The sequence below is a fragment of the Bordetella sp. genome (assembly GCF_057362025.1).
Genome location: NZ_JBMQQZ010000052.1, coordinates 1 through 14,432, shown reverse-complemented (window position 1 = coordinate 14,432; position 14,432 = coordinate 1). Strand labels below are relative to the sequence as shown.

Here is a 14,432-nt window from a genome sequence, read left to right as displayed (position 1 = left end):
CGCGCGGCACGGGCCACGAGCGCTTGCGGCGCAGTCCGGCGGACGCTGAGCATCATAATCGACGGGTTGCCCTGCCCGGGCTGGATGCCGCCCGCACCGCCTCGCGAAAGCGCGCGACGGGCTCGAAGGCGGCCGCATCCTTCAAGGCGAAGAAGGACAACCTGGCGGGCGCAAGGAGCAAGGCATCGCCACGCAATGTCCGCAGCGACAAGCTGTCCCGATATCGTGCCACGACGGTATCGGGCGCGATTCCCAGAAAAAACCCGCCCGCCACGATATGCGCGCCCGAATGGATCGACGAACAGAGCAGCCGCGGCCGCGGCGCGGCCATGCCGCCATTCAGGAACAGGCGCTGGAAAGCCGCATGGGTGCGCGAGCCGGGATTCGGGACAACCCACGGCCAACGTGCGAGTTCCCCGACGGACACCTGTCTGCGCCGCGCCAGCGGATGGCGGGCGGCCGCGAAGACACGCATCTGCCCGGACCACAGCGGTTCGATACTGAAACGGTCCAGATCGACGGCTGCCGCGATCGACTCGTCCAGCCAGGCCACCGCGCAATCCAGCTCGCCCGCGCCCAGCGCCTGCAGCAGTCCCTGGCTTTCTCCCTCCACGATCCTTGTGTAGGCGAGTTCGTCCGCCGCCAGCAGGCGCGACAAGGCATCGGGCAGCGCCGTGAAACCCGCCATCTGCACGCATCCGACTCGCAGCGTGGGGATGGCCCCCGGCGCCTGCGCGGCCTCCATCGCCCGGTCGAGGATGGACATGGCGATGGCAAGCCGGTCCATCGCGCCGCGCCCCTGCTGCGTCAAGCGGGCACCGCGCGCATCGCGATCCACCAGGACCGCCTCGAACACCTCCTCCAGCTCTCGCAGCAACAGCGTTGCCGCCGGCTGGCTGATGCCCAGTTCGCGCGCGGCGGCGCCCAAGGATCCTTCCCGGCCCACAATGTCCAGCAGGCGCAGATGCCGCACACGCAGGCGGTCCAGGCGGTAACGCGCCGAAGCGCCGAGAGTAGCGGTCAAGGTATGCCAGGCTCATATGGAATAAATATGAGCTGATGATAAATCCATAATTGATCCTGAATACCCCCGCCCGGATAATTCGCGCAGGCGTCCGGCGGCGGCCCGCCGCGCCGCCGGCCGGAGAGCCGGAAAGTCCAAAGATATGGGAGACATCCATGACACACCAACCGAACCGCGTGCGGCGGTCCTTCGTGCACGCCATGGCGGCACTCGCCCTGGCCGGGACAGCGTCGACCGCGCTTGCCGCGGACAGCTATCCCAGCCAGCCCATACGCCTTATCGTGCCGTTTTCCCCAGGCGGCGCGGTCGACGCCTACGCGCGCATCGTCGCGCCCGCGCTCGGCAAGGAACTTGGGCAGAGTATCGTGGTGGACAACCGACCGGGTGCCAGCGGCATCATCGGAACGGAAGCCGTGGCCCGGGCACCGGCCGACGGCTACACGCTGCTGCTGGGCAATATCGCCACATTGGGCATCAATCCCGTCATCTACAAAAACAATCCCTACGATCCACTGAAGCAGCTGACGCCCATCACCAAGACGGTCGTCGTCAATTACGTGCTTGTGGTCAATCCGACCAAAGTGCCCGTGCGCACGGCGGCGGAGCTGATCGGCTATGCCAAGGCGCATCCGGGTGCACTGAGCTACGGTTCTTCCGGCACCGGCAGCATGCAGCAAATGGCCGCCGCGCTTTTCGAGGCACGCACGCAGATCAAGATGCTGCACGTGCCTTACAAGGGCACGGGTGCGCTGCTGGGCGACCTGGTGGCCGGCCACGTGGACATGATCTTTGCCGACCAGGGCACGATGATGCAGCAGGTCAAGGCCGGCAAGCTGGCCGTGCTGGGCGTGGGCGGCTTGCAGCGCGTACCGGAGTACCCGGATATTCCCACGATCGCCGAAGCCGCCAACCTCCCCGGCTTCGAAGTCGTGGCATGGCAAGGGCTGGCCGGCCCCGCCGGGCTGCCCGCCGGCGTTGTCGACAAACTCGCCAAGGCCGTCAACAAGGTCCAGGCCGAGAAGGACATCCATGCGAAACTGCTGGAAGCCGGCCTCGTGCCCGACGCCGGATCGCCGGAGGATTTCCGCCGCTATATCGGCGCCGAGCTCCAGAAGTGGGGCAAGGTGGCCAATGACCTTGGCGTGAAAGCCGACTGACCAGGAACCGCGAATGACGATAGAACGGATCGAGGCCCATGTTTTCCGCGCGCCCATCGATGTGCCGGTGCGGGCTGCCGTGGGCAGTTTCAGCAACCGTCCCGCAGTTTTCGTGCGGGTCGCGGCCGCCGATGGGGCGTGGGGCTGGGGCGAAGTGTTCTGCAACTTCCCGCCGGTGGGGGCGGAACACCGGGCGCGGCTGACGCGCGACCTGGTCGCGCCGATGCTGGTCGGCACGCCCAGCGATGACCCGAGGGGCACCTGGCACATGCTCGACGAAGGCCTGCGCCGCATGGCGATACAGGCCGGCGAACCCGGCCCGATGGCGCAGGTCGCATCGGCCATCGACCAGGCCTTGTGGGATATGCGCGCGCGGCGCATGGGACGGCCGTTGTGGCGCGTCCTGGCGGACGCCGCCGGAACCGCGGCCGATGGCGCGGATGGCCGGGTCCTTCCGTATGCCAGCGGCCTCGGGCCGGACAAGGTCGCGGAAACGGCGTTGGCCAAGCAGAAGGAAGGCTATGCCGCGTTCAAATTCAAGGTGGGCTTCGAACCGGACCGCGACCAGGCGAACTTTCGCGACATCCGGGCGGCCCTGGGACCCAATGCCCGCATCATGGTGGACGCCAACCAGGCCTGGGCGCCGGACGTCGCGGACGCACGCATCGCGGCGCTGGAGCCATTCCGTCCTTATTGGGTGGAAGAGCCGCTGGCGGCCGACGAAGCGCTGTCGGACTGGCGCCGGCTCGCGCGCGGCACCACGCTGGCGCTGGCCGCCGGCGAAAACATCCGTGGCCAGGCCGATTTCCAGGCCGCCATCGATAACGGACACCTGCGCTTCATCCAGCCGGACGTCGGCAAGTGGGGCGGGATTTCCGGCTGCATGGAGGTCGCCCGCTACGCCCGGATCGCCGGCCTGACCTTCTGTCCGCATTGGCTGGGCGGAGGCATCGGCCTGGCCGCTTCCATGCACCTGCGCGCGGCGCTGGGCCCGGCCGGCATGGTGGAAGTCGACGCCAATCCCAATCCGCTGCGGGAAACCGTCTGGACCCTGCCGCAGGCGGTAAACGAAGATGGCTGGATCACCCTGCCCGACACGCCTGGCATCGGCGTCGAGCCCGACCTCGCGGCCCTGGCGCGGTATCGCACGCCCTACTGACCGGCGGTTTGCGCCAGGGCGCGGACGGCGGCGGATCGATCCCAGATATTCGGCGTTTGCGCGCTGGAGTACCCCGATACGAAGGGCTTGGCCCGACCCGTTTCGGGGTCGAATACGCTGCGCCGCACCGCGCCGATATTGGCCCCGTACATGTGAATGCTGATCGACACCCGGTCGGCATGGGCGTTGTACACCTTGTGGATATCGCCTTCGGACGGCGATAACACCTCTACCGCGCCAGGAGTCAGGCGTACCGGCTCGCCCACCGGTTCGTAGCCGGCGCGGGTACCGCGGCCATAATGCTGGCTGATCTCTTCGCCGCGCAGCATGCCGACGTAGCCCCAAACCGTATGGTCATGCACCGGGGTCGCCTGGCCCGGTCCCCACACGAAGCTGACGATGCTGAAGCGCTCCAGGGGATCGCAATGGAGGAGATATTGCTGGTAGTGCTCCGCATGCGGCACGGCGCAGTCCGCGGGTAGCCAGTCGTCGTGGCTGACGAGATCGCGGAAAGCGGCCAGCAGGCCCGGGCCGGGCATCGCCGCGCTGCCGGCCTGTTCGGCGCGGCGGGTTGCCAGTGCGACAAAGCCGCGCAGCCTATCGATCCCTGTACTCATGTCGATCCTCTTTTTCGATGCGGGGAGGAAGGTTTGATGGTAACAGGGCGGCCGGCGGCATCGCCGGTACGCGCGCGCGGGGCGGGCTCCTGGACGCCTTCAGGCGGATACAGGTCCTGCACGACCTGCAGGAATTCTTTCAAGAGGCGTGTCTCGGGACGCGCTTTCGGAGTGGCCAGAACCAGCCGGTTGCGGATCGACGGCGGCCCTATGCGCGCGGTTTGCAGGCGCAGCCGGCTGCCGCCGTGCATCAGCATGCTGGCCGGCGCAGCGGTATAGCCCAGGCCGTCGCCGACCAGCTTCAACAGCGTCAATACCACCCCTGCTTCCGCGACGATATTCAGTTGCACGCCGCGCGGCGCCAGCACCGAATCCATCTGCGATCGGATGGCGTTCCCGCGGCCGGGCAGCAGCATGGGATATCCCGCCAGCGCGGCCAGGGACACGCGCCTGGGCAGCGGCGGCGCGCCGGCCGGCCCCACCAGCAGGAATGCTTCGCGCGTCAGCGTGCGATAGGCCAGCTGCGGCGAAGGTGGGGGATCGTAGAGCAGCGCCACATCCAGCCGGCCCTCGATCAGCAGTTCGCGCAGATGCAGGCTGATGCCCTCGGAGATCGAAACGATGGCGCGCGGCAGGCGATCGCGCATCTTCGAGACCATCGGCGACGCCATGGACAGGGCGACCTGCGACGGCAGGCCGACCGCGAGACGGCCGGCCGGATTCAGATGCAGGTCGCGCAGCTCTTCGCGCGCCTTGCGGGCCGAATTCAACATGGCGCGCCCGTGCAGGAGCAAGGCCGCGCCGGCCTCCGTGGGAACCGCGCCCCGACCCGTGCGCGTCAGCAGGCGCTGGCCGACGTCCGCTTCCAGCAGCGCGATCTGGTGGCTTAGCGTGGATTGCACGAGATTCAAGGCGACGGCCGCCCGCGTAAAGCTTTTCGCGTCCGCAACGGCCACGAAATAGGCCAGCTGTCGAAGATCCATGGTGTCCGCCTCCTGCGCAGGCGACGGCCTGCCGGCAAGACGTCGGAGCCATCGATATCCAGCATAGCTGATATCGACGAACGCCCCGCGCGCGCCACGGACGGCCACGACATAATCATCCGCGCCGCCCTTTGTCCGGATGGCGAAACAAACGAAACAAGAGCCCGGCTGCAGTCCGGGCACATCGAGAGGAGCAGTCATGCGCTTTGTGCTTGCCATCGTGGCCGCGCTGCTGGCGGCGTCCGCCGCCGCGGCCGACGCCGATACCTACCCCAATCGCCCCGTGACCATCGTCGTGCCGTATACGGCGGGTGGCGGCGTGGATACGGTGACGCGCATCCTGGCGCCGCTGCTGTCCAAGCGCCTGGGGCAACCCGTGCTGATCGAAAACCGCGCTGGCGTATCCGGCATGGTCGGCGCGCAGATGGTCGCCCGCGCCAAGCCGGACGGCTATACCCTGCTGGCAGGCAACACGACGACCAATGTTTCGAACCTGTTCGTCTACAAGCAGCTGCCCTACGATCCGCGCAAGGACTTCACCCCCATCGTCATGGTGGATCGCGGGCCCTGCGTGCTGGTCGTGCCGCCCGACAGCAAGTTCAACTCTGTGCAGGACATCATCCACGAACTGAAGTCGCAGCCGCCCGACACACTGAATTACGGCACCAGCGGCAATGGCAGCTTCCACCATATGTCGGCGGCGCTCTTCATGAGCATGACGCACACGCACATGCGGCAGATCGCTTACAAGGGCAGTCCGAATGTCATGACGGACCTGATGGGCAAGCGGCTGGATATGGCGTTCGAGGTCATACCCGTGGCGGAACCCCTGATCAAGGCCGGGCGGCTGAAGGCCCTGGCGGTCACCAGCAAAACGGAAATGGCCGCCCTGCCCGGCGTGCGTCCGGTGGCCGACCTGGGGCTGCCCGGTTTCGAGATGGTTGCCTGGAAAGGGATTTTCGCGCCGGCCGGCACGCCTGCCCCCATCGCCGATAGGCTGGGCCGCGAACTGTCCGAGATCGTGCGCATGCCGGACGTGCAGAAGCGCCTGGAGTCCCTGGGCGTGATCGCCGACGGTCGCCGCAACGAGGAATTCGGCAAAGCGGTGCAGGCGGATATCGCCTACTGGGGCCCCATCCTGCACGATGCCGGCGTCGTTGCCGAATAAAGGCCACGCTCCCGCGCATCGTGAACCCGCGCGCCATGCGCCCAAGGCCGATGATGTATTGCAACCGATGTATTGAAGCCGATGTACCCAAGGCCCACCCACCGAAATCGCCCATGAAGATCACCAAACTCGATTTGCGAACCGTCAGCGTTCCGCTGCCCTCCCCTATCCCCAGCGCGCGCATCGTGATCAAGACGGCGGACTGCGTGCTGGTCACGCTGGAAACCGATGAAGGCACGACCGGCGAAGGCATGGTGTTCACGCTGAACGGCCACCGGCTGTCCGTCCTGCACGAAACCCTGCGCAGCCTGGAACCGCTGGTGCTGGGCCTGGACCCCGCCATGAGCGGCGCGTTCTGGTCGCGCGCCTGGTCGGATATCTCCTTCCTGGGCCATCGCGGCGCTACCGTCGTGGGCATGGCAGGCATCGACATGGCGTTGTGGGATCTGCGCGGCAAGCAGGCCGGGCTGAACGTCGGCCGCCTGATCGGCGCCTGCCGCGACACGTTGCCGATCTACCGCAGCGGCAGCCTGCGGCTGTCGGCTTCCATCGACCAGTTGCAGCTGGAGGCCGCCGGTTTCGTCAAAGAGGGCTATCGCGCCATGAAGATGTCCTTGGGCAAGCCCGGCATGCAGGAAGATGTGGATCGGGTCCGGGCGGTACGCGAAGCGATCGGGCCCGGGGTGCGGCTGATGGCGGACTGCAACCAGCAGTTCACGCCCGACCGGGCGATCCGGCTGGGACGACGGCTGGAAGAGTTCGAACTGGGCTGGATCGAAGAGCCGGTGCCTTATCACGATCATGCCGGCGAGGCGCAGGTCGCCGCCGCGCTGGATACGCCCGTGGCCAGCGGCGAAAGCGAGTATGCGCGCTTCGGCATGATGGAAATGCTGCGGCGCCAATCGGCCGACATCCTGATGCCCGACCTGCAACGCATGGGCGGCCCCACAGAATTCCTGAAGGTCGCGCATGCCGCGGAATTCTTCAACACGCCGATCTCGCCGCATCTTTTCACGGAGATGAGCCTGTCGCTGGCCGCCGCGCTGCCCAATGCCATGATCGTCGAGCACATGCCGTGGTTCGCTCCGCTGTACGGCGCGCCGATCCAGCCGGATGCCGAGGGTAATGTCACGGTACCCACGGCGCCGGGCTGGGGATACGCCTTCGACCCGGAAGCGGTGGCCCGGTTCGCGGTTTGACGCCAGAGCGTAAAGCAGCGCCGGCTTGCCCGGTGTGCGGGCGCCAGCGCCCGCAGATCACCGCTTGCGCCGCGCCGCCATGACAATCATGGCGAGGATAAAGGACGCTGCCGTCATCATCGTGCTGATGGAAGCGATGGTGGGATCTATCTCATCGCGCAAGGCGGTGAACATGCGCTTGGTCAAGGTCTGGTTGGCGCCGCCGGAGATGAACAGCGCGACGATGGTCTCGTCGATAGCGGAAATGAATACGAATAGCGCTCCCGACAGCACGCTGGCGCGTATCTGCGGCAGCGTCACCGTCATGAAGGCGCGCAAGCGGTTCATTCCCAGGCTGCGCGCGACCAATTCCTGCACCGGGTCGAAATCGGTTAGGCCTGCCGTCACGGATACCACCACGTAGGGCAGGCCCAGCATGACATTGGCCAGCACCAGTCCGGGCAGGGTCGTCACCAGCCCGATCCTGGCATAGATGAAAAACACGCCGATCGCGACGATGATGACCGGCACCATCAGGGGCAGGAGCAATACGGTACGGGCATAGCGCGCCACCCGGGCGCCCGAGGCATTGATGGCATAGGAAGCCAGCACGCCCAGCGGCGTGGCGACCAGCGTGGCCGCCACCGCGATGGTCAGACTGGTGCGGGCCGCCTGCAACCAGGCGGGGTTGCCGAAAAACGCCTCGTACCAGCGCAATGAATACGCGCGGGGCGGGAAGGTCAGAAAGCGCGCATCCGAAAACGACATCGGCACGATGATAAGCACGGGCACGATCAGGAACAGCAGCACCAATGCCACCAGCAGGAAATACGCGAAGCGGGCCGGCATACGAGACGTCATCGCGTGACCACGACCTTATCCAGCGGCAGCACGCGCGTGACAGCCGCGAAGATGATGAAGACGCACAGCAGCAGGACCACGCTGACGGCGCTGGCCGCGCCCCATTGGTTATAGAGCTCCACGTTCCGGCTGACGATCATGGACACCATCACGGTGCGGCCGCCGCCCAGCAGTTCCGGCGTGATGTAAAAGCCCAGGCACAGGACGAAAACCAGGGTGGACCCGGCCAATATGCCGGGCAGCGATAAAGGCAGGAACACCCGCCGGAACACGTGCGCGGGCGATCCGCCCAGGCTGGCGCCGGCCATGAGCAAATCGCGCGGTATCTTCTGCATGGTGGCGTACAGAGGCAGGATCATGAACGGCAGCAGGATATGCACGGTGCCGATCACGGTGCCGGGTTCGTTGTAGATCAATCCGAGCGGCCGATCGATCAGGCCGGCGCCCAGCAGGGCTTTGTTCACGACGCCGGTACGCTGCAGCAGGATCAACCAGGCATAGGCACGCACCAGCACGCTGGTCCAGAACGGCACCAGCACGAGCACCAGTACCGCCACGCGCCAGCGGTTGGGCAAGGCGGCGGCGGCATAGGCGACCGGATAGCCCAGCAGCAGGGCCAGCAAGGTGGTGACGGCGGCGATGCGGAACGTCAGCAGGAAGGTATTCAGGTAGATGTATTCAGTGAAAATGCGCCGGTAATGCGCCAGCGTGAACCCGCCGTCGTAGATGGACTGCCAGCCCAGCCACAGCAGCGGCAGCACCAGCAGCAGTATCACCACCAGCATGGCTGGCGCGAGCAGCCCCAGCATCAACCAGCGCTCGCGCCTCGCGTGCCGTACCGAGGCGCTGTCCTGGGCCGCATGGACAACCGCTGCGGCTCCCTTATCCATGGCGTTCGGGTTCATCGCGCCGCCCCGGCTACTTCTGCATGAACGTCAGCCAGCGCTTTTCCGCGGCTTCGCCTGCCGGCGACGTCCACCAGTCATAGGCCATGAGCGCCTGGCGCGAGGCATTCTCCGGCGCGCTGGGCAGCTCCCTGGCCCGCTCCGCCGGGATCTTGCCGGTCTTGAAGGCGGCGGGATTGCCCGGTCCATAGTCGATCTGCGCGGGAATATTGGCCTGCAGTTCGGGGGAGATCGCCGCGTTGACGAAACGCATGGCGTTGTCCAGGTTGGGCGCGTTCTTCAACACGCACAGCTGGGTACTCTGCAATACCCCCTGGTTGTAGGTGAAGCCCACGTCGTCGCCCTCCTTCATCAAGGCGCTGACGCGGCCGTTCCAGGCCATGATCATGTCCACCTCGCCATCGTGCAGCAACTGGGCCGACTGTCCTCCGGATGTCCACCAGACGGTGATGTAGGGCTTGATCTGTTCGAGCTTGCGGAACGCCCGGTCCACATCCAGCGGGTACAGCTTGTCCGGCGGCACGCCATCGGCCATCAGCGCGGCCTCCAGCGTCGCCAGCGGGTGGTTGCGCAGCGCGCGCCGGCCGGGGTACTTCTTCACATCCCAGAAATCTGCCCAACTTGACGGCGCCTTATCCTTGTACTTGCTTTTGTCGTAGGCCAGGACGCTGGAATAGAACTCATAAGCCACGGAGTAATCGGACTTGTAATTGGCCGGCATGTCCTTGGCATTGGGAATTTTGCTGAAGTCCAGCTTCTCGATCAGGCCCTGCGCACCGCCGCGCAGGCAATTCACCGTGGGGGTATCCACGACATCCCAGATCGGCTTGCCGGTCTCGCCCTGCGTACGGATCATGGGCCAGGCGTCCGGCACGCTGTCCTGGTTAATGGTGATACCCAGTTGGCGCGCCGCCGGATCCAGGATGGCCTTGGTCTGCGCCTCCTGCCAGGCGCCGCCTTGGGAAACGAAGGTGATCTGGCCAGCCGCCATCGCCGATGTGCTGACGCACAAGGACGCGGCAACCGCCGTCCGCAGGAACTTGCTGTAAAGAAGCGACATGGCGATCACTCCAAGAAAAGACCGCGCTCAGCGGCCGATGGCATCCAGGAACTGATACCAGCCGGCGACCAGCCGGACGATCGGTTCCCGCAGGGGGTAACAAGGTACTGTCCTGAGTCGCGGCGCCGCGAGCAGCCCGATATCGGGGCTGCCGCCCTGGACGATATCCGCCAGGTAGCGGCCCATCAGGGTCGCCATGGCGATGCCCGCGCCGTTGTAGCCCACGGCATAGCAGATCCGCTCATCCCACGGACCGACGTGCGGCACGCTGTCCAGCGTCATGGCCACCAGGCCGGACCAGCGGTGCGTGATGCGGACCTGGGCCAGTTGGGGAAAGATGGCGACCATCTTGCGGCGCAGCGCCGCGAAGGCCGCGTCGGAATCGTCCCTGCCGAAGGCGCCGCGGCCGCCGAACAGGATGCGATCGTCCGCCTTGCGGAACCAGCGCATCATACGTCGCGTTTCGCTGTAGCTGCGGTCTTCGCGCAACAAGGTCGCCAGCAGCGCGGGCGGCAATGGCTCGGTCGCCACCATCGCGCTGCGGAACGGCACCAGCGTGCGGGCCAGGGGCGCCGTGGCGGGCGTCAGATCGGAATAGGCGTTGGTCGCCAGCGCGACATGCCGCGCGCTGACCGCGCCATCCGGCGTGACCACCTCCACGCGATCGCCCGCGCGGCGGATGCGCAGTACGGGGCTTTGCTCGAACAAGCGTATGCCCTGCTGCGCCAGATTGGCCGCCAGGCCGCGGGCGTAATTCAGCGGATGGATCAGCCCGGCCTGCGGGTTCAGCAAGCCGCCCACGAAGTCGCTCGACCCGGTTTCGTCGATGATTTCCTGGCGCGACAGCAGCCGCGAGCCGCTGTCGCCCATGTTGCTCGCCAGCCAGTCGCGTTCGTCGCGCAGCCGCGCCAGGGCAATATCGTTATGCGCGCAACGCAGATTTCCGGCGATGCGCAAGCGGGCGTCGGCGATGCCGCAGGCATCCACGGTTTCCGCCACGAGGTCGACGGCCTCGTGCGCCAACGCCGCCATGCGCCTTGCCATGTCCATGCCGTAGCGGCTGGCGCAGTCGGCGAAGGACAGGCGGAACTTTCCGGACACCACGCCGCCGTTGCGGCCACTCGCGCCCCAGCCGATGCGGCTGGCGTCCACCACGACCGGATCCAGGCCGCGCAAGGCGAGGTGGCGGGCGGCGGACAACCCCGTGTAGCCGCCGCCCACGATGGCGACATCGCATTGCACGGTACTTTTCAAGCGAGGATAACGATGCTTGACCGCCGCCGTCTCACGCCACAGCGAAGCGATCTCCGGAAAAGGCGGCGGATTCATGGCGGCTCCCGTGGACCGGCTCAGCCGCGCGCGTAGGCCGCGTCGACGGCATCGGCCAGCTGCGCCAGGCTGGCATAGTGGTAATCCGGCTGCGTGACGGACTTGGGTTCCGGCGTGCCGCCCCACCCGCTCATGCCCTGCCTGCGCTCGATCCAGCAGACGGCGTAGCCCAGCTCCCTGGCCACGCCGATATCGTGGTACTGGCTTTGGGCCACATGCAGGATGTCGGACTGCCGGTAGCCGAAGGCCGACTGCCGTCCGCGGTTGAAGGCGAAGAACTGCGGGTCCGGCTTGGCCGTGCCGGTCTCGTCGCACGTGACGCTATCGTCGAAGGGATTGCCCAGCGTGTGCGCATAGGCGGTGAAGGCGGTGCGGTCCGCGTTGGTCATCGCCACCAGCCGATAGCGTTTGCGCAGGCGCTGCAGGGCCGCGGCGGAATCGGCGAAGCCCGGCCAGCGCAGCACGGCAAGCTGGAAGGCGTCGGCGGTCGCTTCGTCGCTCCGGAAGCCGAGCTCCCCGGCCAGGTGCAGATAGACGTCCTTCATGGCGACGCTGGACCGGCCGTAGTGAAGATCGCGGCCCCGCTTGTAGGCCTCGAAGATCTCGTCCTCGGGCGCCTTGACGGCCTTTTCGCCGCCCAGGGCACGTATGGAGTCGAGCACGCCCTTCTCGAAATCGATAAGCGTGCCGACGACGTCGAAGGTAAGGACTTTGAAACTATCCAGGGATGTGGGCATATCGGTTCTCTCGGATCTTAGGGCCGGCAGACGGTCCGGCGCCGTGCACGAAAAGTTGTTGCGGCCGCGCCGGGGGCGATCAGGCGGCCCGGGGCACCACGATGGTGTCTTCGGGATGCAGCGATACCGTCATCGATTCCCCCACCGGCTTTATCCGTTGCCGGCCAATGTGGTGAGCGGGCTGGCGCAGGCTGACCCGCGCCCCGCCTTCCAACTGCAGAAAAACGCGTACGCTCTCGCCCTGGAACACCACGTCCGTCACGCGGCCGGTCAGACGGTTGGATGCGCCGGAGTCGGCGGATGCGTCGATCAAAAGCTTTTCCGCCTGTATCGCCAGGAACAGTTCGGCCTGATCGGGCAGCGAATACGCGCAGCGCAATGTGGTGGTTCCCAGACGCACGGAATCATCGCCCGCGCGCTCGACCGGCAGCAATGTCGATTCGCCGATGAATCCGGCCACGAAGGCATCCTTGGGCCGGTTGTGCAGGCGCTCTGGCGTATCGATCTGCACCAGCCGCCCTTTGTTCAGGATGGCCACGCGGTCGCTCATGGTGAGGGCTTCGCGCTGATCGTGCGTGACGTAGATGATGGTCGCGCCCAGTTTGGCGTGCAGTTGGCGCAACTCGATCTGCATGTTCTCGCGCAACTGCTTGTCCAGCGCCGACAGGGGCTCGTCCATCAGGATCAGGCGCGGCTCGAACACGATGGCGCGCGCCAACGCGACCCGCTGGCGCTGCCCGCCCGACAACTCGGAGATGCGGCGGTGCTCGTAGCCGGCCAGTTCGACCGTGCCCAGCGCATCGCGCACCTTGGCGGCCCAGCCCGCCTTGGGCTGCCGACGCGCGCGCAGCGGATAGGCGACGTTCTCTCCCACCGTCATGTGCGGAAACAGGGCATAGCTCTGGAAGACGATGCCGATGTCGCGCTTATGCGGCGGCAGGTAGGTAATGTCGCGCTCGCCCAGCCGCACCGACCCGGACGTCGGCGGCACGAAGCCGCCCAGCACGCCAAGGAAGGTCGTCTTCCCGGAACCGGATGGGCCGAGTATGGAGACGAACTCACCGGGCGCCACTTCCAGGCTCACGTCGTCCAGAGCGCGAAACTCCTCGTACTGCTTGGTGGCGTTCTCGATGACGACGCCAGCCACATGGGAATCAGCCATAGTTCGCCTGCCCCCTGCTAGAAAACCCCCACGCCGCGCCGGCAAAACACAACATCGGTGAAACGCCCTACCCGGAAATTTCACCGCTAGTGAAAAGACTGATAGGGAGTTTTAGTTAAAGTGAATAAAATGTCACGCTGTGGTTTTCCCCTAGGACGAACCTGAATGCCCACGAAAAAATCGCCGGCCGTTTCCACCCGCCCGCCCGCGCGCAAAGCGCGAACGTCGGCAGCCATCGCTCGCGATGCTTCGGCCGATAACGGCGACCATGCCGATAGCGCCGAACTGCTGCGTATCGGCTCGATCGCGCGCGACCTGCGCAAACGGGCGGGCCTGGGATTGCAGGCCCTGGCCGAACGCGCCAGCATTTCCGCCGCGATGCTCAGCCAGATCGAGCGCGGCCTGTCGACGCCTTCGCTGCGATCGCTGCGCTTGTTGAGTGAAGCCCTGGAAATACCGATCTCGCGCTTTTTCGAAGAACCCGCGCAAGCGCGGTCGCCCTCCTTCGTGGTGCGCATGAACGAACGGCGCCGGCTGCGGCTCAGTCCCACCGGCGTGATCAAGGACCTGATCTCGCCCGACAGTCCGTCGTGGATCGAAATGTATGAATTGCGGCTGCTGCCGGGCGGCTCGTCGGGCAACGATTTCCACCGCCACGACGGCGAAAAAGCGGGATATGTGCTGGAAGGCCAGCTGCAATTGATGCTGGGGCAGGAAACCTTCGTCTTGAATCCGGGAGACGCCTTCCGCTTTCCCTCCATCGTTCCGCACATGTTCCGCAACCCCTCGGAAGGCGCCGCGCGGATCATCTGGATCAACGCATCGGCCGCGACACGGGAGTAGTCGCCCAGGCGGGACAGCAAGCCGGCCTCGCCGGCGCAGCGTGGGGGCCCTTTTTGCCGCCGGGCCGCCCCAAGGCAAAAAGCCCCCTCGGGGGGCAGCAAGCCGGCCTCGCCGGCGCAGCGTGGGGGCCCTTTTTGCCGCCGGGCCGCCCCAAGGCAAAAACGCCCCCTCGGGGGACAGCAAGCCGGCCTCGCCGGCGCAGCGTGGGGGCCCTTTTTGCCGCCGGGCCGCCCCAAGGCAAAAACGCCC

The 14,432-nt window shown here is 66.4% G+C and carries 14 protein-coding genes; 5 read left to right on the top strand and 9 right to left on the bottom strand.

The window, feature by feature from the left end; genetic code table 11:
* Nucleotides 1-52 precede the first annotated feature (52 nt).
* Complete coding sequence (locus ACO1P8_RS10255) at nt 53-1,024, bottom strand: LysR substrate-binding domain-containing protein (RefSeq protein ID WP_486295782.1); 972 nt, start codon at nt 1,022-1,024, stop codon at nt 53-55.
* A 155-nt stretch (nt 1,025-1,179) separates the two neighbouring features.
* Here ACO1P8_RS10255 and ACO1P8_RS10250 point away from each other — a divergent pair, with 155 nt between their 5' ends.
* Both ACO1P8_RS10250 and ACO1P8_RS10245 read left to right on the top strand, forming a co-directional pair.
* Nucleotides 1,180-2,181: a Bug family tripartite tricarboxylate transporter substrate binding protein gene (locus ACO1P8_RS10250; protein WP_486295781.1), complete on the top strand. Its 1,002-nt coding sequence runs from the start codon at nt 1,180-1,182 to the stop codon at nt 2,179-2,181.
* A gap of 13 nt (nt 2,182-2,194) precedes the next feature.
* Nucleotides 2,195-3,340, top strand: a complete 1,146-nt coding sequence (locus ACO1P8_RS10245) for a mandelate racemase/muconate lactonizing enzyme family protein (protein WP_486295780.1) — start codon at nt 2,195-2,197, stop codon at nt 3,338-3,340.
* Here ACO1P8_RS10245 and ACO1P8_RS10240 read toward each other — a convergent pair.
* Nucleotides 3,334-3,957: a cysteine dioxygenase family protein gene (locus tag ACO1P8_RS10240; protein WP_486295779.1), complete on the bottom strand. Its 624-nt coding sequence runs from the start codon at nt 3,955-3,957 to the stop codon at nt 3,334-3,336. The genes ACO1P8_RS10245 and ACO1P8_RS10240 overlap by 7 nt on opposite strands.
* Nucleotides 3,954-4,940, bottom strand: coding sequence for a LysR family transcriptional regulator (locus tag ACO1P8_RS10235; protein WP_486295778.1), 987 nt, complete (start codon nt 4,938-4,940; stop codon nt 3,954-3,956). Before ACO1P8_RS10235 ends, ACO1P8_RS10240 begins: the two co-directional genes overlap by 4 nt.
* 199 nt (nt 4,941-5,139) lie before the next feature.
* On the opposite strand from ACO1P8_RS10235, the gene ACO1P8_RS10230 reads away from it, so the two are divergent.
* Together ACO1P8_RS10230 and ACO1P8_RS10225 are read left to right on the top strand one after the other, a co-directional pair.
* Nucleotides 5,140-6,108, top strand: coding sequence for a Bug family tripartite tricarboxylate transporter substrate binding protein (locus ACO1P8_RS10230; RefSeq protein ID WP_486295777.1), 969 nt, complete (start codon nt 5,140-5,142; stop codon nt 6,106-6,108).
* A 113-nt stretch (nt 6,109-6,221) separates the two neighbouring features.
* Nucleotides 6,222-7,307, top strand: a complete 1,086-nt coding sequence (locus ACO1P8_RS10225) for a mandelate racemase/muconate lactonizing enzyme family protein (protein WP_486295776.1) — start codon at nt 6,222-6,224, stop codon at nt 7,305-7,307.
* Nucleotides 7,308-7,364: 57 nt separating this feature from the next.
* On the opposite strand, the gene ACO1P8_RS10220 is transcribed toward ACO1P8_RS10225, so the two are convergent.
* The 6 genes from ACO1P8_RS10220 to ACO1P8_RS10195 all read right to left on the bottom strand — a co-directional run bounded on the left by ACO1P8_RS10220 (nt 7,365) and on the right by ACO1P8_RS10195 (nt 13,340).
* Nucleotides 7,365-8,147, bottom strand: a complete 783-nt coding sequence (locus tag ACO1P8_RS10220; protein ID WP_486295775.1) for an ABC transporter permease — start codon at nt 8,145-8,147, stop codon at nt 7,365-7,367.
* Complete coding sequence (locus ACO1P8_RS10215) at nt 8,144-9,037, bottom strand: ABC transporter permease (protein WP_486295850.1); 894 nt, start codon at nt 9,035-9,037, stop codon at nt 8,144-8,146. Before ACO1P8_RS10215 ends, ACO1P8_RS10220 begins: the two co-directional genes overlap by 4 nt.
* Before the next feature lie 28 nt (nt 9,038-9,065).
* Entirely contained in the window at nt 9,066-10,043 is a 978-nt protein-coding gene (locus tag ACO1P8_RS10210) for an ABC transporter substrate-binding protein (protein WP_486295849.1), read from the bottom strand.
* 96 nt (nt 10,044-10,139) lie between these two features.
* Complete coding sequence (locus tag ACO1P8_RS10205) at nt 10,140-11,441, bottom strand: NAD(P)/FAD-dependent oxidoreductase (RefSeq protein WP_486295774.1); 1,302 nt, start codon at nt 11,439-11,441, stop codon at nt 10,140-10,142.
* A 20-nt stretch (nt 11,442-11,461) separates the two neighbouring features.
* The gene (locus ACO1P8_RS10200; RefSeq protein ID WP_486295773.1) at nt 11,462-12,178 is read right to left on the bottom strand and encodes an HAD-IA family hydrolase; all 717 of its coding nucleotides are present in this window, start codon (nt 12,176-12,178) and stop codon (nt 11,462-11,464) included.
* 79 nt (nt 12,179-12,257) lie between these two features.
* Nucleotides 12,258-13,340, bottom strand: a complete 1,083-nt coding sequence (locus ACO1P8_RS10195) for an ABC transporter ATP-binding protein (RefSeq protein WP_486295772.1) — start codon at nt 13,338-13,340, stop codon at nt 12,258-12,260.
* 165 nt (nt 13,341-13,505) lie between these two features.
* On the opposite strand from ACO1P8_RS10195, the gene ACO1P8_RS10190 reads away from it, so the two are divergent.
* Nucleotides 13,506-14,183, top strand: coding sequence for a helix-turn-helix domain-containing protein (locus tag ACO1P8_RS10190; RefSeq protein ID WP_486295771.1), 678 nt, complete (start codon nt 13,506-13,508; stop codon nt 14,181-14,183).
* The last annotated feature ends 249 nt before the right edge of the window (nt 14,184-14,432 follow it).